The sequence below is a fragment of the Pedobacter sp. MC2016-14 genome, from assembly GCF_020991475.1.
In the GTDB taxonomy this organism is placed as follows: Bacteria; Bacteroidota; Bacteroidia; order Sphingobacteriales; family Sphingobacteriaceae; genus Pedobacter.
The window spans coordinates 216,429-237,330 of sequence record NZ_JAJMPA010000002.1; the positions used below are offsets into that span (position 1 = coordinate 216,429).

The following is a 20,902-nucleotide window of genomic DNA, read 5'->3' on the forward strand; positions in this document are numbered from 1 at the left end:
TGTTCTCTGATTAGTTTGATTTCTTTTTAGACAGTTCTGCGAATACGTTGTCAAGGGAATTCTTTTCTTGCAGAATCTCTAGTAAATTCCAGTCGTTGGTAACACTTGCTTTTACAATTTGCTGAATAGCTTCTGGAGCATCTTTTGAAAACTTGATTTTGTAATGTATGTTTCCCGTTTTTTCTGCCGCTACAATAGCTGGGAGTGCCAGTAAGTTTTCTATTGATGGCGCAGATGCAAGCGTAGTTAATAAAGTATTTGGACTCATATGGCTGTCAAAATCTTCCAGTGGACCGGAAAAAATCATACTACCTTCATTAATCATCCAGATGTGGTCGCACAGCGCTTGTACTTCTTGCAGGATGTGCGTGGAGAGTATTACCGTCCGTTCTTCAGCGATCTCTTTGATCAGGCTTCTGATTTCAAGGATTTGGTTTGGGTCCAGTCCGTTCGTAGGTTCGTCCAGTACCACAAAATCGGGGCGGTGGATAATGGCCTGGGCAATGCCTACCCGTTGCTGGTAACCTCCGGAAAGGTTTTTGATTACCCTGCTGCTAAAATGCGTTAGGGAACATTTGTCCATAACCTCTGCTACGGCTGCAGGAATTTCCTTTTTGGGCATTAACCGCAGGAAAGCACAATAGGTAAGAAATTCTTCTACGGTGAGTTCAGGTTGCAGTGGCGGATTTTGCGGTAAAAATCCAATATGCTTTTTAGCTTCTACAGGATGTGTTGCCAGGTTAATGCCTTTGATATATACCTCGCCCTGACTTTGTTTGAGTACGCCGCACATGATGTTCATGATGGTCGATTTGCCGGCGCCATTGGCGCCGAGCAAACCGTAAATACCATTTTGGTTCAGTTCGAAATTGATATCCTGTACCGCCCACTGTGAGCTGTACCGGTGTGCTAAGTTTTCTACTTTTACGATGGGATCGTTCATTCTTGTTTTTTTATAAGTTATTGCCAGCCGGTTGTTTGTGCCTGTCCAGACAGATCAAGCACAGGGGTTGGAAGTGGGAAAGTGTAACGGTAACTGCCCGGCTCTAGTGTATATGTATTGCCGGCAATGGTTCTTGTAAGGGTAACCTGGGTTTCTGGTTGCTGATTTAAGCGGCGAAGATCTCCCCAGCGTAAACCACGCATAATGAGTTCCTTTTTACGTTCGGCAAGGATCAGTTGCAAGGCAGTTGGAGCATCAGCTGCTGTTTGATCTATATACATGGTACTGCCATCAGGGTTTTTGCGCCAGCGACTGCGTAGCAGGTCGTTCAGATCCTGCATTGCCGCAGCTACATTGCCTGTTCTGGCATATGATTCTGCACGGATCAGGTAAACTTCATCTGTAGCTAATCCGCAAAACAGTAAAAAGTTGTTGTTATTGTAATTACCGATAAATGTAGTAGTGGGACCAGAAAACATAAAAAAGCGCGCTTTACGCAAGTCATTAGCGTTATAGCTGTTGTAAAATGCATTGTCAATCAGTGCTGCATTAGTAAAAGGGGTAACCTGGCTGTTCGACATATCTTCATGATAAATGACCTCTGCATTAAATGATCCGATATAGCCGGCACTAGGAAGCGTGCTGTACTGTATTAAGGTGTTTTTCATCTGCAGACAAGCATTGGCATGGGTTAAGGCATCGGCGTATTGCTGCATGGTCAAGTACACCCTTGCTAATAAAGCTTCTCCTGCAGGTTTACTGGCCTGGGTAACATGTTCAGCGGATACAGGCAGGTCGGGCATAGCCTCATTTAAATAACCTAAGATTAGCGCATAGGTTTCTGCTACCGTTACCCGCCTTACATTATTTAAAAATTCGGTATTGTCCTGTACCAATATACCCTGATCGGTTGCTGCGGTGGCTGCCTTATAAGGTTGACCATAAATTTGTGCCAACCAATAGTAGGTGATGGCTTTTGTAAATAAAACCTGTGCCTTAAGCTGTTCGCGTTCCCGCTCTTGTACTGCGGTGTTGATTTCTAATTTGGCTAAACCTTCTAAGATATAGTTGAGTTGAAATATCCTTTCATAGGTTTTTGTATAACCTTCATAGGATGGATAGGGCGCAAGCTGGCTCCAGGTATAAGCATTTTTTGGGGCTATGTCACCAGTATTAAATGTGGCGTCCACAACATAATGGCCGTCTGAAGCGATCTCGCCCAAAGAGATGCAATTGGCATTCATCACGGCCGTATTGCGGAGCATGGCCCGGTAGTCACTTAGTTTTGAGGGCACAGCCTGACTTTTATCAGGTTTTACCTCTAACCATTCTTTTCCACATCCCTGCAGCATTATCAGCAGGACTAAAAATGGAAGTAAAATTATAGTACGTTGACTTGTTCTTATCGATTTCATGAGCTCTCTGTTTAAAATTGAATTTGAAGACCAAATACATAAGTTTTAGCGGCAGGTATTTCTGATGCGTAATAATCCGGATCGAGACCAAGCTTATTGGCTTTCCAAAGGATACCCAGGTTATTTACAGTGAAGAAAAGGTTACTCCTTTTCATAAACCCAAGACCTTTGGTCTTTGAAAGATCATAACCCAGTCTAAAATCACGTAAACGAATGTGATCCCCTTTTTCCACCAATACAGCTGAATTAGGATAGAAGTTGGCCAGGTTCGGATCATTCCCGGCTGGCATCGCTGGGATTTGGGTAAAGGCTTCATCTCCCGGATTTCTCCAGCGTAGTGCATAATCCTTGTGTGTAATGCTTCCGCCGTATGTAGAGCCAGTTGGCAACAAGCTATTATAATTTACGGAGTTCCTTCTAAAATAGTAGTTAAAGCTAAAAGTGATGTTAAAAGAGAAAGAGATGCTTTTCCAGTTAAAGGTATTCATCATATTACCAGAGTAGATTGGGGTGCTGGTACCATGGTATTCCAGATCTTCGATTTTTGTGTTTGGTACACTGCCCGTATAGCCCATTACCGTATTAAGCGGTGTTACTACATCATTGAGGTAACCCTGTGGTCTTCCATTTGCATCCAGACCCGCCCATCTGTAACTATACATTCCCCAAAGTGATCTGCCGACTACCGGCTGACCTCCACCAAGCAGTTGCCCAGCAATAGACTTGCCTTCAAATTTGGTGACTTTATTGTCGTTATAACTAACCTGGAAGTTGGTATTCCATTTTAGGGCAGCGGTGAGGTTGCGGGTATTCAGGCTTACGTCAAAACCACGGCCGCGAATGTTGGCCTGATTTCCGGCATAGGAAGCTATTCCTGAGGTTGGATCATTTGCAATTGCGCCAACCAGGTCGATGCCGTCTTTTTGGTAGGCCTCTAACGACCCGCTAATGCGGTTGTTACGGAAACCGAAGTCAAGGCCAAGGTTCAGTACGCGTGTTTTTTCCCAGCGCATGTAAGGGTTAGGAGGGGTGGTTAATTGTGCAGCAGGGAGACCTGTGTTGGAATTAGTTGAAAAATTAATAGTCCCAAAGGCAGATGCATTTTTATAATTGCCATTGTAACCATAAGTTGCCCTGAATTTCAGTTCAGGCAACAAGGCAAATTTATAAAAGGATTCACCGGCTATGTTCCAAAGTAAACCGGCCGACCAGAAAGGACTAAGTTTTTGATTGGCCTTTACACCATAGATGTTGGCGCCATCCTGTCTGCCACTTACAGAAAGGGTATAGCGGTTGTCGTAGGTATATGATGCGTTGGCAAAGTAATTGCGTTGGCGTTTTAGGGCGCCAGAAACATTATTGCCATTTGGGATTTGTTCTCCGCCGCCAGAGGGCTGGGTTGGGAAATAGGTTTCATAATTGATATAGGATTGAAGTACGCCAGTTTCAACATTATAGCCATACCAATTGTCAGACAACCCGTCGATGCTTTTCTGGCTCATTTCTGCTCCGGCAAGGGAACTGATTTCATGTTTACCAAAACTCCGGTTAAAGTTCATTTGTGCCCGCGCTTGCCAAAAGCTTTCTGTATTGTTGTTGTAATTTACAATGGCCCCTCTTTGAACTGGGTAGGTGATAAGGGTGCTACCCAGGGCTCTATTCATAAAGCGGTTCAGGAAATCACGGCTGTAAAAGGTATTTTCTCCATTGATGTTTTTGGTTTCATGTGCAATACGCTGGTATTGATAAGTTGCATCGATCCTAAATCCAGCTGGCAGTTTGTATTGAAAGCCGGCACCGGTACGTACATCCATTGTTTTTCCGCGGTAGTCTTTATTGGCTTGTTCCGTTAAAGGATAATAGTGCCAGTCGCGCAATGCAGGGTAGGAGGCCGTATCTACATAGGTTTTGCGAAACTTGTAGGCTACTGCCAATGGGTTACCATTCTCATCTGCGATTCGGGTGTACAATGGCGCGCCGTTCAGCAATCCCATGTAGTCAAAACCATTATTGCGGTTCTCTGCCTGGGTGTAGCTGATGTGTGCGTTGATGCTCAGGTTTTTTGTTGCCTTATAGGTATTGTCGCTGCGGAAGGTGAGCCGCGAACTCTCATTGCCGATGGCTGTTGCCTTGTCACGGTCGGAACCAATGGAAGTGTAATAGCTGAATTTATCAGATCCTCCAGACAGGTTAAAGGCATACTGTTGCGTTAAAGCTTTTTGCATCAGGTAACGTTTTACATCATTGCGAACATCCGTATTGGATAACCTTGTCAGTTGTGCATTGGCTTCAGCTTGCGTGATGTTACCTTTACGTGTTTGTAGTAGAATTTCCGCTACCTCTGGTAATACAGGGAAACTCCGGACATTAGGAGAACTGTCGTCATAGGTATTATAGGTGCCACGGTTAAAGAGTATGGTTTGAGCTTCTACGGCATCAGCAGCACTCATGACAGACATATTGTCGAAATTTTCCTTGTCTTTGATGCTGATGTTGGCGGTGAAGTTTGCGGTAACGGCCTGGTTAAATTTCCCTTTTTTGGTGGTAATTACGATGACTCCGTTTCCAGCTTTAGCACCCCAGATAGAGGCTGCTGCTGCATCCCGAAGAATGGTTACTTCGGCCACATCATTTGGGTTCAGGTCGTTTAGGGTAAGGTAGGTGTCTTTGCCGTCCATTCTGGTTTCCTCGTATGGGAAACCATCAATAACGATCAGCGGATGTGGGTTCCCGCTGATCGTGGAGAGCCCCCGGATCAGAAATGGGGTTTGTCTTTCGCCCATAGCTGTTGTTGTTGCATTCGGCTTACGGTCAAAATATAATCCACTAGTTACATAAGCGATACGGTCTAATATGTTGGTGCTTGGTGTTCGCTCCAATAACTCCTGCCCAATCTGTACAAAAGACCCGGTAGCACGATCTTTACTTAGCGACTGATAACCCGTTTTATAAGTTACAGAAACATCTTCCAGTTTTTTAGATTGTGGATTCAGTTTAAGCTCCAGTGGCATTTTTGCATCAGTCAGATTGATACTAAGTGGTGCATAACCCAGGTAGGTGATAAACAATACGCCATTGCTGGGCACGTTTGCCAGCAGAAATTCTCCGGCATCATTGGTCATGGTCACTTTACGGAATTTGGTTTTGTTTTCTGTGGCGGCAACTGTAGCCCCTCGTAGTGGATTACCTTTGTCGTCTACAATGCGACCATTCACGGTAATTTTATCCTGCTTTAATGCGCCTTGCTGGCCAGGGGCTATTGAAGATTTCAGCTTTATTACCACAGTTTTGTCTATGACCTTGTACTGTAAAGGGTGAGCCCAAAGCAGTGCATCCATAGCGGTATGAATGTCTGTATTTACAAGTTCGGCATTTACATTATAATTGTTAAATTCTATATCGCTGGATAAGAATACATAACCTGTTTGTTTCCTGATTTGCTCCAGCACGTTACTTAGTGGTGTATTTGTAGCGTGTATGGTAATCTGTCCAAAACTGGAAGCAGAGACTTGCATCAGGGAGAAGATCATTAAAAGCAGCGTAAGTCGCATAATCCTTAATAGTTGCTTCATGACTGGGTATTCCATAGGAATAGCCAAACACGAGTGGTTCACATTCATCTTTTTTGATTTGTAGCACTGCAAAAGCCTGGCGTTGACTTTGTCTGGTTTAATGCCTAGGTTTGCAAGGTGCCGGGTTAATACTCAAATTCGTTTCGTAATGGATTTATTGGTGCTTTGCCACGGTGATGGTTGCAACATCACTGTGGCTTTTTATCTTTTTACCAGGGTTTCTTCAATTGTACGGTCACCTGTGCCGCCTACGTATTTATAACGCAGTGTAAATGTTTTCGTAGCGGGATTATAGGTGCTTACCCCATTGTTTGCAATGGTCAGGTTTGCTGAACCCGGCTCTGGAGTTACAGTAACACTGTTATCTGCATTCACCGTTAAACGCATGATGTAATTGGAGGTTAGCAGGTCTGCGCATTCCGTTTTACTGGTTGTTCCGTTAATGGTGGTTAAGGTTTTTGCATAATTTGTCCAGCCTCTGCCTTCTTGTGGTGGCGGGAAGGATAGCGTGCCGGCAGCATAATAATTTCCATCATATTGATTCTTAATGTTAATCAATATCATATGTTTTCCGTACTCGCTATTAATGTCCAATCCGTTAGCATCTTTTATAGTAATTGGCAAGGCATAAATTACATCTGTATTGGTGATGGTATTTGGTTTAATGACCACGGGGAATGTTACAGATTTTAATCCTGCTCCAATGTTTACTGTAGGTTGTGGCAAACTGTAGTTCTCTGGCTTAAGTACGTAATAATTCGTCTTTTTCCCTGCATTAAAGGGCCCAACAAACTTGTTGCTGTCTGTTTCAACAGCTATGCTGGCCATTGTTCCTGGACTCATGCCTTCGCCTACATAAGTAAGCTTTAAATAAGCCGTAGTTGTTGCATCTGTAGCAACTACGGCAACGTTGCTAAGATTGGAGGTTGCATTTGTTGCTGCAGCGGGAAAGATGCCAACGCTGTGTTTGCTGGCAGATGTGAGGTCTTTGTCAAGCTTCACATCCTTCATGCAGGCAGAAAGCAACAAGACCAATGCCCAGCTGGGCAGAAGGTAGTTTTTCTTCATAATTTGTCAGTTTGGTTAGGTTATTTATTGTTTTATTTTCGGTTGTAAATCACAATTCGGTTGCCTTCTGTGCGAAAGGCGATATCCAGGTAATCAAGTACTTCAAATACTTTGTTTGCAGTCATATTGCGGTTTACCTCTCCATTGATTCTCATCTGCGGAATTTTGCCTTCAAAAACTACATCTACGCCATACCAGCGCCGCAACTGCTTCATCAAATCTTCTACACTTGCATTTCTGAAAGAGAAAAGCCCTTCTTTCCAGGCAATGGCGCTGGCCAGGTCTGCATCTCTAATGATGGTCTGTGTATTGTTCACTATGCTTTCTGTTCCGGGTTTTAACCGGTTTATCAAATTAGATTTTTGGTTCAGGATCTGCACTGAACCCTCCAGTAAGGTGGTTTTGATACTGTTGTCATCCGCATATGCACTCACATTAAAGGAGGTGCCTAGAACGGTAATTTCCTGTCCCTTTGTTTTAACTAAAAATGGTACTAGCCTGCTGTTATGAAAAGGATGGTGGTTAACCTCAAAGTATGCTTCACCTTGAAGTTCCACAATTCTTTTGCTGCGGTTAAATTGGGTAGGATACTTTAAAATTGTTGCTGCATTCAACCATACCCGGGTTCCATCAGGCAAAGTAACCTGGTATTGTCCTCCTTTTGGAGTAGAAAGCGTATTAAAAGTTGAAAGGGCTGATGGCGAAGTGGCCGAGACCAGGCTATCATTTGCATACTTAATTTCTTTACTGCCAATTATAATTCCCGTTTTGCTGCTCAATATTATTTCTTTTCCATTGGCAAGGGTTAGCGTAGCCTTATTTGTACCAGGCAGCAATTCTATTTGCTGAACAGTTTTTGTCTGGATATCCGTTCTGTTTTGATTTAAAAATAGGTAACCCATCCCTGCGATGAGCAGGACTGCCGCCGCTGATGAAATCCATTGGTATAAGCTGAGGCGTTTTTTAGTTTGCGGAAGGTCTTCAACCTGGATGCCCGCATGAATGCGGTTTAACATACGATTGATAACTTGTTCTTGATCGCCTTTATACATAGCATCATATGTTTGTAACTCATTGATCAGCGTATTTTCTGTACTGACTTCATCCAATAACTTCTGATAGGCAGGTTTGCTGGAAGCCCATGCTTTTAATTGTTGGCTTTCTTCCTGACTAAGCTCCTTTCGAAGATAATTGTGGATTAAGTTGACCAGATTTTGAGTCTCTTTCATTATAACTGTGCTGCTGTTGTAGATAGAAACAAGATATTGCGGGAAACCTTACATGAAAATAGAGGAAAATGAAAAATAAATTTAAAATGGCAATAAAAGCAGGTAATAAAGTATGTTTTTGTCTTTGAAAATCTTTTTTAAGGCCTCTAGTGCCCGGGATCTATTGGTGAATACAGCACTTTGGCTCATGTTTAGTTGTGTACATACCTCTTCTGTGCTTAAACCTTCTAAAAAACTTAACTTAAAAACAGTGCGTTGCTTTTCGGGCAGTTTTTCCAGTTCTTTATAGATCGCTTCCATCAATTCGGCCTGTAAAATCTTAGCATATACTTCGGGCTCCTCACTTAATAAATCGTCAGACAATTCATGGTCAAAGTGCTGTTTAGCATGTGGCGTTTTAATATGATTTAAACACGCATTTTTTGTACTAATGTATAGAAAGGCTTTGATGTTGGCGGAGGTCTGAAACTGAGCTCTTGCCTGCCATAATTTTATAAAGCTGTCAGAAACGTGTTCTTCGGCAGCTTGCGTATTGTTGATGATTTTATTGGCAAAATATAACAATGGGCGGTTATAAGTCTTAACAAGACGGTTAAGTACCGCTAAATCGCCATTGCGAAAGTTAAGCATGTCAGCATAATCATCAATCATAAGCCCTGTTAAAGCACTAAACTCGCAATTAATTTTGGAATTACCATAAAAAAATCAATTTGAGCCGTATAAAGTAGTAACAGATTAAATAATTATCTAATCATTTGATTCTCGCATTTAATCGTTTGAATTTTGCAACTTTTAAAACTGGTACAACCATAACTTTGTTATCGATATTAATTTAATACAGAATATATGATTGCAACTAAAGGATACGCGGCACAAAGTCCCGCAACAGATTTAGCTCCGTGGGATTTTGAACGCCGTGAGGTAGGCCCGCACGATGTACAATTTGATATTTTATTTTGTGGTGTATGTCACTCAGATTTACACCAGGTAAATAACGATTGGTTTCCAGGAATTTTTCCAATGGTTCCCGGACACGAGATTGTTGGTCGTGTGGTTAAAGTTGGTGCACACGTTACAAAATTTAAAGTAGGAGATTTAGCTGGTACTGGTTGTATGGTAGATTCTTGTCAGGTTTGTGAAAACTGTAAACAAGATTTGGAACAGTATTGTCTTGAAGGTAATACGCAGACATATAACGATAGAGAGCGTGATGGAAAAACACCTACCTATGGTGGCTACTCTAATACAATTGTGGTAAGGGAAGAATTTGTTTTACATGTGTCTGATAAATTGGATCTTGCAGCAGTAGCGCCTTTATTATGTGCTGGTATTACTACCTATTCGCCATTAAGACACTGGAAAGTTGGTGCCGGACACAAACTTGCTGTATTGGGTCTTGGCGGGCTTGGCCACATGGCTGTTAAATTTGGTGTTGCCTTTGGCGCAGAAGTTACGGTTTTAAGTACATCGCCGGCAAAAGAAGAAGATGCTAAAAAATTAGGTGCCCATCACTTTGTGGTAACTACAGATCCGGAACAGGTCAAAGCAGCCAGAGGCACATTTGATTTTATTTTGGATACGGTATCTGCAGAGCATGATTTTAACATGTATTTGTCGTTATTGAGAACCAATGGTGTACACATTTGCGTTGGTGTTCCACCAAAACCAGCAGAAATTGCTGCATTTAGCCTGCTTGGTGGCAGGAAAAGTTTAGCGGGCTCGGGTATTGGAGGAATTGCTGAAACTCAGGAAATGCTTGATTTTTGTGCTGAAAAAGGAATCGTTTCTGAAATTGAAATGATTGATATTAAGGACATTCAGTCTGCTTACGACAGAATGGTAAAAGGAGATGTACGTTACCGTTTTGTAATCGACATCGCTACACTAAAATAAAAAATCATTTGTATACAATAAAGCGCAAAAACATGCGTCTTTATATGGAGAGCGTTAATTTAGATGAGCGGGAATAATCGGAAGGTTATTTCCGCTTTTTTTATTACAAAACCTCATTCTTATATATTTCATAATTATTCCAGCAGGCAGTGGCGGTAGATTGTCTTAAAGTTGTCTTACTATTAAAGAGAAATTAATTATGGACATAAACTTTGTCAAATGAAAATCGCATCTAGCCCGTCTGATCGGCAAGCTGTATTTGATGCGATGTATTTAGCCTATCATCCATTGTTAAATAAGTACGCCTATGCGCTACTTAAGGACGGTGATATGGCCGAGGATACTGTGCACAATGTGTTTTTGAAATTGCTGGAAAGCCAGATGGATTTAGCCGAATTGCAGCAACCCAAAGCTTACTTGTACCGATCTGTTTATAATGAAGCAATGAATTGCTTAAAACACAGGCAAATTGAGCAGGTTTACGAAGATGTCGCTTCGCCAAAACAGGATGAAGAAATGAAAGACAGTAGCAGCTCTGTGCAATATAAAGAGCTTAAAGTGGCTGTGGCAGCTGCACTAAATCAATTACCCGAACAATGCAGAACGGTTTTCCAGCTCAGCAGATATGAAGAGCTCAAGTACAAGGAAATTGCACTGGAGTTGGACATTTCAGTGAATACTGTAGAAAAGCATATGGTAAAAGCATTGAACAGACTTAGAACTATCCTTAGCGACTATTTACCACTGCTCACTTTTTGGTTATTTTTAATTGTGAAAGAATGAAAATCGAGATTTTAATACGTTACCTCAATGGAGAAACTTCAAATGAGGAAAATCAACAAATTGAAGACTGGCGTTTGCAAGACAGTAGCCATCAGATGGAACTGGAGACCTTACAATTGGTTTGGAACAGCGCAGCGACTGATAAAGATTATACCCCACCAAATTCGGTAGCCTCATTGGCAAAATTTAAAGAAAAAGCGGGTCTAACAGGTCAGGCGGTTAAGGCTCCTTATAAATCATTTAATTGGAAAACATGGCTTAAGGTTGCGGCTATTCTTGCTCCATTTCCATTGTTGATTTGGTTCTTTGTACTGCAATATCAGGCGGATGCGACATTTATATCGGCACAAACGACTGTGAAAACTGATACTACACTTTTAGCTGACGGCTCAGTGGTAGTGTTAAATAGAAATTCTGTTTTGGAATATCAAGAAAAGTTTCATGATACCAGAACGGTTAGTTTAAAAAAAGGAGAAGCTTTTTTTAAAGTTAAACATGACCATAACAGGCCATTTATTGTGCAGGTTAACGGTATCCGGATTAGAGTTTTGGGCACCTCTTTTAATGTGAAAATGGTAGCAGGCAAAACCGAAGTTATTGTGGAGACTGGCAAGGTTGAAATTAGTAGCAAGCATAAAAAGATAGAACTCAGCCCTTCAGAAAGCGTGTATATCGACAAGGAAAATCAAAACCTGACAAAGCAAGTGCATCCCGATCAATTGTATACTTATTACCGCAGCAAGGAGTTTAAGGCCATCGGCACACCTCTATGGAGATTAGCAGAAGTGCTACAGGAGGCTTACGATGTGAAAATTCTTATTCCCAGAAACGAGGTTAAGAACCTTCCACTCAGTACTACTTTTAAAGAAGAAGACCTTGATGATATACTGGCGGTTATTGCCAAAACATTTAACATCACTGTCAATAGAAACGGAAATCACATCATCTTAAATTAAATGAAAGCAAAGTTATTTATCATATTAGTACTAGGAAGTTTATTTGGATCTGCTGCAATGGCACAGACTATTTTGGAAAAGAAGATTAGTATTAACGTACAGCAGAAATCGGTATATTATACATTGGCACAAATGGAGAAAGCAGGTGACTTCGTGTTTTCTTACCATAGCGACTTAATTCCTAAAGACAGCCTGGTTAATTTAAATCAGACGGAAACAAGTATTAAAGAGGTGCTAGAGCAGCTATTTAAGAATAGATTTACTTACCTAGAGGACAAAAGATTTTTGGTGATAAGGGCGGCGCTTAAGCCCTTAAGGATCATTACTACTGACATTACATCTGATGAAAAAAATTACTCTGTAAGTGGACTTGTGGTAGATGGTGCTTCTGGAGAACGTTTAATGAATGCCAGTGTTTACGAAAAGCAGGAACTAGTTTCTTCCATTACCGACGAACACGGATATTTTAAACTAAAATTTAAGACAGGAAATCCCAATGCACTGACCATTACAGCCAGCAAGTTGAACTATCAGGATGCTGCAGTAAACTTCCTCCAATCGGTATCTATTGATAGCAGGATGCAGAGAAATGCCTACCGATATGCGGAGTCCAACAGTACTGGCGTGGAACGCGATCCTCTTGCTCAGTTCTTTTTATCGGCCAGGCAAAAGATTCAAAGTTTAAACATTCCAGATTTTTTTGCAAACAGATCTTTCCAGGTTTCACTGGCACCTGGACTAAGCACGAGGGGATTGATGAGTTCTCAGGTGGTGAATAAATTTTCCTTGAACCTGACAGGTGGCTATACTGCTGGGGTGAACGGAGCGGAAATTGCCGGACTTTTTAATATCAATAGGTTTAATTCCGGGTATTTGCAGCTTGCCGGTGTGTTTAATTTAGTAGGTGGAACAGTAAAAGGCCTGCAACTGGCAGGAATCAACAACCGTGCGCTGGATACCGTTAAGGGCCTTCAAGTTTCTGCCTTTGCCAATAAAGCAGAAGGCACTGTAAAGGGTTTGCAACTGGCAGCATTAAATAATGAGGCCCGTAAGCTTCAGGGTATACAAATAGGATTAGTGAACGTTGCTGATACCTCTGAAGGTGCAAGTATAGGTTTAGTAAATATTATCAGGAACGGATTTTATAAAGTAGGTTTGTCTGCAAATCAAACCCTAAACACCAATGTTTCGCTAAGCACAGGTACACATCAGTTTTACACCATAATCCATGCCGGCGTGAATGTTAATTCCGGAATAAGGATGAAGGGAATGGGAATAGGCGTAGGGCATGATTTTATGTTTAACGACCGTGTTTACCTTTCTGCTGTCCTCGATTATCAAATATATGGTGAGCAAAATTTCCATCAAAACTGGAAGCTGGGGAAACTTTTGTTGACTGCACAGCTGTCTAAAAACATCAGTTTATTTGCCGGGCCAACTTTTAGAAAATATACATACGGGATACCTTATGATTTTGCTGCGGCAGCGGCAGATCCTGCAGCTTACAATGAAAATGTTATGGCAAGAGGCAAGCCTTCTAAATATGCTTTCGGTTGGGAAGCAGGTATTGCATTTAATTCGGTTTTTAAACCAAAAGTTCCAGTTCGCAGTTCTGCATTCGTTTCAAAATTTCAGCGTCCTTCAGAAAACTGGAACATCGGACTGGCAGCTGTTTCGGGTCTGGATATCAAATCTACAAATGGAGTTGTTGGTGCTGAAGCATTTCTAGAACGGGAATTAAGGGGTAACTTAGCCGCTACATTTTCTGTAGGGTATCTTCAACACTTAATCAATTCCAGAACTACCTTTCCAGAACTTACACCAGGGATGATCTCTATGTCGTATTCTGATCGAAATGATTACAAGTCTATCCCTATAAAAATAGGTATGAAAACCTACTTAAGCAGAAGAATGTTTTTTGCGGGTGAGTTAGGTGCAGTTATAGGTCTAAACAATGAAAATTATATTACCTATTTGGTAGCAGGGCAGCCCGCTATGAGAATACGGACAGGCAAAACCTTGAATGCCTACACAGGAGGAGCATCGATAGGTTATTCTTTTGATAATGGATTAGAGACAAGTTTGAAATATGAAAAGTATTTTGGTCACGATATTCAGCTCATGACCATTCGAGCTGCTTACCGATTTAAACTGAATAAGTAAGGGGCCAGCATGGCAGAACTTTTATAAACTGTAATTCCGCTGACAGAGTATTCGGTCTTTACACCGATATTTGATCCTATATGAATCCGTTTATGAAAGTTCTGCTTCTTAGTTTTCTGCTGTTGTCAGCGTCTTTTTCTGTTTTCGCACAAAATCCAGGTGATACCATGCCTGCTGTTGCTTTTTATAACAGAGATGCTTCTCCGTTTTTAACCAATAATATTCCAAAAGGTAAAGAATCACTGGTTATATTTTTTGATGCTACCTGCGAACATTGCCAGCGTGTAGTGGCGGCGCTTGACAAACGCGCTAAGGACCTTGAAAAAATTAATATCTATCTTGTTTCTCAGGATGAATACCGTTCAATTGATTATTTTACCGGCAACTTTGCTAAACAGCTAACCACCCAAAAGAATGTTAAGGTGCTTCAGGATCGTGACCATGTATTTATCATGGCCTTTCATCCTAAGGAATATCCCGGGATCTATTTATATTCTCCTGAAAAAATATTGAGGTTTTACTCCAGTAATGAAAAGCAAGTAGCTAAGCTCTTGAAAATGATTAACCCATAGTATACACATACAAAAATGGCCAATCTATTTAGACTGGCCATTTTTTATTGTTTGTGCTCCCGACGAGATTCGAACTCATATCGTTGGTACCGGAAACCAAAATTCTATCCATTGAACTACGGAAGCAAAAGTCTGCGAATATAGGAATTTTCGGGTTTAGTTCGTTAAATACAAAAATATTTAATCCATGCCCAAGACTGCCTGTTAATCAAATAGTCTGTTTTATGATCACATGCGTAAGCCTCCTTTTCAAATATGATGTTACGATAGGCCTGATGGTGACTTTTATGCTTAAATAAATTAATAAGATAATTGAGCAAATAGGCCAAATAAAAGGGAATGATAAGTAGTTCTAGTTGCTGCTTAATATGAATGGTTTCATGCCTAATTAAGGTTTCATCAGTACGTCTACTTTTGTCCTTGATGAAGATAAATGGAAAAATAGCCATTCCTTCGGCATTTAAAAAAGGAACAATTACAATGGGATAATTCATCTTAAGTACGTTTCAGATAAATGGCAAGACAATTTACGAAATTTTAAAGTAAAGTCCATAGTAAACCGAGCGTAAGTCAAAGGAAACTTGGGGGTAACCGGAAGGTTTCATCCACTTTTACTTGAAGTTTAAACGCTGTTTGTTCGTCTTACACCGAAGAGACAGCGATCAATTATCGTTCAGACAGCGATTATAGAACGAGGTAAACCTCCGGTTACCTTTCACTTACCTTCAAGTTTATCCCGGCTTATCCTTAGCTTCCTTACATAATCAGAGCCCTGACACATAAAAAAGGCCTGCTCATTTGAGCAGGCCTTCCGTTCACTTTTAAAAAGTGCAATTATTTTTTAGCTACCAGTTTTACGCTGATTTCAAAATTGTCATCAATAGCTTTGTCACCAATGCTGTCAAAGAATGATTTAGAACCATATTTAATGTCATATTTAGTTCTGTCTACAAGGATTTTGCCAGCCAAAGCGGTAGCAGTACCGTCAGCATTTACAGTTACTGTAGCAGGGAAGCTTACAGGTTTAGTAATACCTTTGATGGTTAAATTTCCTGTTACAACTGCACCAGCTACTTTAGTAATTACAAAAGTTGAAGTAGGGTATTTAGTTGAACCGAAAAAGTCATCTGCTTTTAAGTGACCTTCTAATTTCTCGCTGCCATCTGCATCTTTGATAGAAGTCATGTCAATTACAAATGAACCTCCTGTGATGCTTTTGCCATTCACATTTAAAGTTCCTGATTTTAAAGCAATAGTTCCGTTGTGAGAACCTGTAACTTTTTTACCTATCCAGGTAATGCTGGATTTTGCAGCGTCAACTGTATATGTAACAGGTTTAACGCCATTTTTGAAGGCCGATAATGCAATTAGTGCTACTAATGCAAAAACTGAAGTGATTTTTAATTTCATTGTTTAATTTATTAAGTTGATACAAAAGTAGCTGTAGATTTTGACAGTACCATTGATCTATGTTAATAATTTCAATAATATGATTTATTGACCACTAAAAACTATTGCACCATGGTTTTTTTAAAATAAAACAGCACTTTTGCTCCTGATAAACGAGGCATCCCATGTAAAAAGCATTTATGGAAGATTTGATTGTAGAAGAAGTAGTTGAGCTTATAGCAAGGGAAAACGACGAGGAATTAAAGGTTTACCTTGATGACCTGAATATTTCTGATGTAGAACACCTCATCGATGAACTTCCGCAACATGCCGTAAAGTTTATTGATACACTTGCCATCAAAAGGGCGGTTAATGTTTTCAGGATTCTGGATTTTCCTACTCAGGAAAGGATCATTAAAAAACTTTCTGGGGATAAACTGGCCGAACTCATCAATTTACTTCCTCCAGATGACCGGACTGCATTATTTGGCGAATTAAAAGGAGATGCGGTAGCCAAACTGATCATTCTGCTTCCTGCAAAAGAACGTGTGGCTGCACTTGCACTGCTTGGCTACAAAGAGGATAGTGTAGGTAGGTTAATGACACCAGATTACGTTGCCGTTAAAACAGACTGGACGGTGAGCCGCGTACTGGAACACATCAGGCGTTATGGAAAAAATTCAGAAACCATTGATGTGATTTATGTGATCGATAAGGAAGGTGTGCTGCTGGACGATATCCGGATCAGGGAAATACTTTTAGCGGATCCGGATTTAAAAATTGGGAGCCTTACCGATAACAGATCTATTGCATTGAACGTTAATGACCCACAAGAGGAAGCCATTAACGTTTTTAGGATGAACAATAGGGTAGCCCTACCCGTAGTTGATGATGCTGATGTATTGCTGGGAATTGTGACCGTGGATGATATTTTGTGGATTGCCAACGAGGAATATACCGAAGATATGCATAAGATAGGGGGTACCCAGGCACTGGATGAGCCTTACCTTGACATGCCGATCTTTGGACTCTTTAAAAAACGGATTGGCTGGCTGGTGGTTTTGTTTTTAGGAGAAATGCTTACGGCAACTGCTATGGCTCATTTTGAGGCGGATATTGCAAAGGCAGTGATTTTAGCGATGTTTGTGCCCCTAATCATTTCCAGTGGTGGTAACAGCGGCTCTCAGGCCTCTTCGCTAATTATACAAGCTATGGCACTGGGAGAAATAACCATTGGCGATTGGTGGAGAGTAATGCGAAGGGAACTCATCTCAGGATTGATGCTGGGGCTAGTTCTGGGAACTATTGGTTTTTTAAGGATTTTTACCTGGTCACTTTTTTCAGACATCTACGGTCCGCATTGGATGCTGATTGGCTTTACAGTAGGTGTAGCATTAGTTGGCGTAGTATTGTGGGGCTCACTGGCAGGTTCTATGTTGCCTTTATTGCTAAAGAAACTTGGTGCAGACCCGGCTACCTCTTCAGCGCCGTTTGTAGCTACACTGGTAGACGTAACAGGTTTAATTATTTACTTCTCTGTAGCTGTATTGTTCCTTACGGGGGTGCTGCTATAAAAAAAGAGGTTACACTATTCAGAAACTGGATCATTCCACCCTGAATAGTATAACCTCTTTGTCAGGTAGCATACCTGCAAGATGTACTCTGTTTTTATAAATCAGTTCCTACTATACTTACACGTTAAAACGGAAGTGCATGATGTCTCCGTCTTCAACTACATATGTTTTTCCTTCAACACCAAGCTTACCAGCCTCTTTACAAGCATTTTCAGAACCTAGGGTTACAAAGTCATTGTATTTAATCACCTCAGCACGGATAAATCCTTTTTCGAAGTCTGTATGGATTACTCCGGCTGCCTGAGGAGCGGTAAAGCCTTTTGTAATGGTCCATGCTCTTACTTCTTGCACACCTGCAGTAAAGTAAGTATATAAGTCCAGTAATCTGTATGCGGCTACAATCAGTTTATTTACACCAGATTCGGTTAAACCCAAATCAGCTAAAAATTCCTGACGTTCTTCATAACTTTCCAGTTCAGCAATTTCGGATTCAATTTTAGCAGAAATCACCAATACCTCTGCATTATCTTCTTTTACTGCATCTTTTACCAGGTCTACGTAAGCGTTACCGTTGATTACTGAATTTTCATCCACGTTACAAACGTACATTACTGGTTTCTGCGTAAGTAAGCCAAGATCCTGAATAAAATCAAAATCATCTGCTTCTAACGCTGCAGAACGTACCGATTTGCCACTTTCAAGATGTGTTTTTACCTGGCTCAAAATGTCAAAGGTTCTTTTGGCATCTTTATCGGTTTTAGCCATCTTTTCTACCTTTTGGATGCGTTTTAAAACGGTGTCCAAATCTTTAAGCTGCAATTCCGTATCAATGATTTCTTTGTCCCTGATTGGGTCTACAGAACCATCCACGTGAATTACGTTTCCATCATCAAAGCAACGTAAAACATGGATGATGGCATTGGTAGCCCTGATATTTCCAAGAAACTGGTTACCTAAACCTTCTCCTTTGGACGCACCTTTAACCAGTCCGGCAATGTCTACAATTTCAATGGTGTTGGGGACAATACGGTTGGGGTTAACCAACTCCGCTAATTTCGTAATTCTTTCATCAGGTACTGTAATTACACCGATGTTGGGTTCTATCGTGCAGAAAGGAAAGTTTGCTGCTTGCGCCTTTGCGTTAGATAAACAGTTAAATAAGGTAGATTTTCCAACGTTGGGAAGACCAACTATACCACATTGTAATGCCATGGATTGTTTTTTTCTTGATTCGGCCGCAAAGATATTAAATTTTTAATAATCGCTGACTGCGAACATTCTGATCCAGACTCTTATATTTACAGCCAAATTAAGCCTGCGTAAACCGGTACAGCACATATGGAAGAAGAAATAAAAGACTTTCAGGAAAATCCTGAAGAACAATCAGAAACGCTAATCATTACAGAAGACATCCGCAGTTATATCTATGATACTGCAAAATGGACGCGCTTTTTAGCGGTTATTGGATTTGTTTTTAGCGCCTTTACGGCAATGTTTGCGTTTAGTGCACCGGGAATTTTGTCTACACTTGCTACGGTTGAACCTACAAATCCTTTGCTGCAATTGGGGTCAGAAGCATTGATGTTGATCTTTCTGATTTTTGCATTGCTCTATTTTTATCCCAGTTTGCTCTTATTTAATTTTGCTTCAGCAGCCAAAAACGCTGTTTTATATGCAGATCAGGAAGGACTAAGTACAGCCATGAATAAGCTGAAATCTTTCTTCAAGTTTTGGGGCGTACTCATGATGGTCTTAATCCTTTTTTACCTGTTTGCAATTTTATTGAGCATTGTAGGAGGAGCGGCCTTAAAGTAATTGTTAATTTAACAGAGGACTAGGGTGTTCAATGGTGTGTTTAAAATTGATGATCTCTTTTTTGAGCAATTGTTCCAGCAATGGGTTGATGTATTTGGCCAATATTATCCCAACACCACCTATCGGCGGATGGTAAGAAAGCACAATTTTTAGTACTGTCCCTAGTCCATCAGTGGTAGGTTCAAATTCAACTTTTCCTACATGATGAAAAATGCTGCCGTTAGAGCCACGCCATCCAATTAAACGACCAGGTTCGTCTTTTACAATTTCGGCATTCCATTTTAAGGGTAAAATATGGCTCAATACAGCTGATTTCCAGCTTGACTGGTGTTCATCAATCATTTTAACTTCCATCAGGTGCTGAATGCCAAGCGGTAAATTGCTTAAATTTCGCCAGTAGGCATACACTTCGTTAGCCGGTTTATCAATGATAAACTCTCCCCGTACATTTACAGCATGGGGTTTTGTTGCATTGATGCCCAGACGCTCATAAACCAGGCAGTTTCCGGTAATTCCACGGTATGTTAAATAAGCCCCGTATAAGAATCTTTTTTTAAAAGGGTTGGTAATACTTCTGCTAAGGAGTGCTCCGCCAATGAACATAGATGCCAGCCTTTCATTTAGACCAATATTTTGCAAGTCTTGTCTTTCAATAGAAAAATTGCCTGATTTGAGTTTAAAGGGTGCGTGATTTAATTTCATAAGATCGGTGTTTTGATGTTTTAAATAAACACCGTTAAAGGCTTTGTGTTTTACTCATATTTTATTTGTGTTTCCGGATTGTAGTAAGTAATCCGTTTTCCCTTACCCAGGGGTTCCTTAACCCATCCTTTAATTTTATCATCACCGGGCTTGTGCTCATAAATTTTAAAGTTTTTTGTCAGTACCTTTGCTTTTTTCCATTTTAAAAAATCAAAGCTGTAGTTGCGGACTTCTTTAATCAGTTCCTTTAATTTTTCAACAGGAATAGCGCCCACCCTGCTTAATGGATGAATTTTAACACGATATAACACTTCATTTTTAATGATATTGCCTGCCCCGGTAAATATGTTTTGATCCAGGATCACATCTGCAGCCAGTGCTTTTGGTTTCGCTTGAATTTTTTTTAGTGCGGCTTTTGGATCCCATGCCTCAGCCATGATGTCACTTTTCCAATCGTAAACGTCATCAAGGTCCTCATCTATAATTTTTAATGAGGTGGTGTAGAAATTTAGCTCTGCATCCTCGAATTGCAGGCTCAACTGTAATTTTGTTTCTTTACGCTGGTTGATTGCATAAGTTCCGAACATCATCAGGTGCACCCTGAGGGTAAAGTATTCAAAACAGATCAAAAAGTTCTTGCCATAAGTTTTAATAGCAAGAACTTTTTGTCCAATAATCCGGTCATCATCTATGGTGTTTGTACCACTGATGCGCAGTACTTTTTTGCCTACCAGGTGCAGGGCATCTACCTCTTCTTTTAATATTACGATAATAGGTCCTTCGGGCATAACAATGTTTATGAAGTTATGCCAAAAAACCGGCCAGATT

18 protein-coding genes and 1 tRNA gene are annotated in these 20,902 nt (G+C 40.7%); 7 read left to right on the forward strand and 12 right to left on the reverse strand.

What is annotated here, in order from left to right:
• Positions 1–10: 10 nt before the first annotated feature.
• The 6 genes from LPB86_RS13270 to LPB86_RS13295 form a co-directional block, all read right to left on the reverse strand.
• Positions 11–943, reverse strand: coding sequence for an ABC transporter ATP-binding protein (locus tag LPB86_RS13270; RefSeq protein WP_230644692.1), 933 nt, complete (start codon positions 941–943; stop codon positions 11–13).
• A 17-nt stretch (positions 944–960) separates the two neighbouring features.
• Positions 961–2,358, reverse strand: coding sequence for a RagB/SusD family nutrient uptake outer membrane protein (locus LPB86_RS13275; protein ID WP_230644694.1), 1,398 nt, complete (start codon positions 2,356–2,358; stop codon positions 961–963).
• Positions 2,359–2,369: 11 nt separating this feature from the next.
• Positions 2,370–5,978 carry a SusC/RagA family TonB-linked outer membrane protein gene (locus LPB86_RS13280; RefSeq protein WP_230644696.1) on the reverse strand — a complete coding sequence of 1,203 codons (3,609 nt, stop codon included), beginning with the start codon at positions 5,976–5,978 and terminating at the stop codon, positions 2,370–2,372.
• Between the two features lie 153 nt (positions 5,979–6,131).
• Positions 6,132–6,998: a BT_3987 domain-containing protein gene (locus tag LPB86_RS13285; RefSeq protein WP_230644698.1), complete on the reverse strand. Its 867-nt coding sequence runs from the start codon at positions 6,996–6,998 to the stop codon at positions 6,132–6,134.
• Between the two features lie 32 nt (positions 6,999–7,030).
• Entirely contained in the window at positions 7,031–8,227 is a 1,197-nt protein-coding gene (locus LPB86_RS13290) for a FecR family protein (protein ID WP_230644700.1), read from the reverse strand.
• 81 nt (positions 8,228–8,308) lie between these two features.
• Positions 8,309–8,878, reverse strand: coding sequence for an RNA polymerase sigma factor (locus LPB86_RS13295; RefSeq protein ID WP_230644702.1), 570 nt, complete (start codon positions 8,876–8,878; stop codon positions 8,309–8,311).
• A 195-nt stretch (positions 8,879–9,073) separates the two neighbouring features.
• On the opposite strand from LPB86_RS13295, the gene LPB86_RS13300 reads away from it, so the two are divergent.
• From LPB86_RS13300 to LPB86_RS13320, 5 genes are all read left to right on the forward strand, one after another.
• The gene (locus LPB86_RS13300; RefSeq protein ID WP_230644704.1) at positions 9,074–10,120 is read left to right on the forward strand and encodes an NAD(P)-dependent alcohol dehydrogenase; all 1,047 of its coding nucleotides are present in this window, start codon (positions 9,074–9,076) and stop codon (positions 10,118–10,120) included.
• Positions 10,121–10,339: 219 nt separating this feature from the next.
• Positions 10,340–10,903 carry an RNA polymerase sigma-70 factor gene (locus tag LPB86_RS13305; RefSeq protein ID WP_230644706.1) on the forward strand — a complete coding sequence of 188 codons (564 nt, stop codon included), beginning with the start codon at positions 10,340–10,342 and terminating at the stop codon, positions 10,901–10,903.
• On the forward strand, positions 10,900–11,859 hold the full coding sequence (locus tag LPB86_RS13310; RefSeq protein WP_230644708.1) for a FecR family protein: 960 nt from the start codon (positions 10,900–10,902) through the stop codon (positions 11,857–11,859). Before LPB86_RS13305 ends, LPB86_RS13310 begins: the two co-directional genes overlap by 4 nt.
• Complete coding sequence (locus tag LPB86_RS13315) at positions 11,860–14,022, forward strand: carboxypeptidase-like regulatory domain-containing protein (protein ID WP_230644710.1); 2,163 nt, start codon at positions 11,860–11,862, stop codon at positions 14,020–14,022.
• A 92-nt stretch (positions 14,023–14,114) separates the two neighbouring features.
• Positions 14,115–14,594 (forward strand): redoxin domain-containing protein, encoded by a 480-nt coding sequence (locus tag LPB86_RS13320; RefSeq protein ID WP_230644712.1) that lies wholly within the window; start codon positions 14,115–14,117, stop codon positions 14,592–14,594.
• Between the two features lie 54 nt (positions 14,595–14,648).
• Here the strand turns inward: LPB86_RS13320 and LPB86_RS13325 are convergent.
• The 3 genes from LPB86_RS13325 to LPB86_RS13335 all read right to left on the reverse strand — a co-directional run bounded on the left by LPB86_RS13325 (position 14,649) and on the right by LPB86_RS13335 (position 16,004).
• Positions 14,649–14,720: transfer RNA gene (locus LPB86_RS13325), tRNA-Arg, on the reverse strand.
• 38 nt (positions 14,721–14,758) lie between these two features.
• A complete protein-coding gene (locus LPB86_RS13330; RefSeq protein ID WP_230644713.1) occupies positions 14,759–15,088 on the reverse strand; it encodes a hypothetical protein in 330 nt (109 codons plus the stop codon).
• 340 nt (positions 15,089–15,428) lie between these two features.
• Positions 15,429–16,004 carry a YceI family protein gene (locus tag LPB86_RS13335; protein ID WP_230644715.1) on the reverse strand — a complete coding sequence of 192 codons (576 nt, stop codon included), beginning with the start codon at positions 16,002–16,004 and terminating at the stop codon, positions 15,429–15,431.
• Positions 16,005–16,183: 179 nt separating this feature from the next.
• On the opposite strand from LPB86_RS13335, the gene mgtE reads away from it, so the two are divergent.
• Positions 16,184–17,557 carry a magnesium transporter gene (mgtE, locus tag LPB86_RS13340; RefSeq protein ID WP_230644717.1) on the forward strand — a complete coding sequence of 458 codons (1,374 nt, stop codon included), beginning with the start codon at positions 16,184–16,186 and terminating at the stop codon, positions 17,555–17,557.
• A gap of 117 nt (positions 17,558–17,674) precedes the next feature.
• On the opposite strand, the gene ychF is transcribed toward mgtE, so the two are convergent.
• A complete protein-coding gene (gene ychF, locus LPB86_RS13345; protein ID WP_230644719.1) occupies positions 17,675–18,769 on the reverse strand; it encodes a redox-regulated ATPase YchF in 1,095 nt (364 codons plus the stop codon).
• 126 nt (positions 18,770–18,895) lie between these two features.
• Between ychF and LPB86_RS13350 the strand changes: the two genes are divergently transcribed.
• Positions 18,896–19,372 (forward strand): DUF5362 family protein, encoded by a 477-nt coding sequence (locus LPB86_RS13350; RefSeq protein WP_230644721.1) that lies wholly within the window; start codon positions 18,896–18,898, stop codon positions 19,370–19,372.
• A 3-nt stretch (positions 19,373–19,375) separates the two neighbouring features.
• On the opposite strand, the gene LPB86_RS13355 is transcribed toward LPB86_RS13350, so the two are convergent.
• Both LPB86_RS13355 and LPB86_RS13360 read right to left on the reverse strand, forming a co-directional pair.
• Entirely contained in the window at positions 19,376–20,074 is a 699-nt protein-coding gene (locus tag LPB86_RS13355; RefSeq protein WP_230644723.1) for an SRPBCC family protein, read from the reverse strand.
• Between the two features lie 50 nt (positions 20,075–20,124).
• Positions 20,125–20,862, reverse strand: a complete 738-nt coding sequence (locus tag LPB86_RS13360; RefSeq protein WP_230644725.1) for a DNA-formamidopyrimidine glycosylase family protein — start codon at positions 20,860–20,862, stop codon at positions 20,125–20,127.
• Positions 20,863–20,902: the final 40 nt, after the last annotated feature.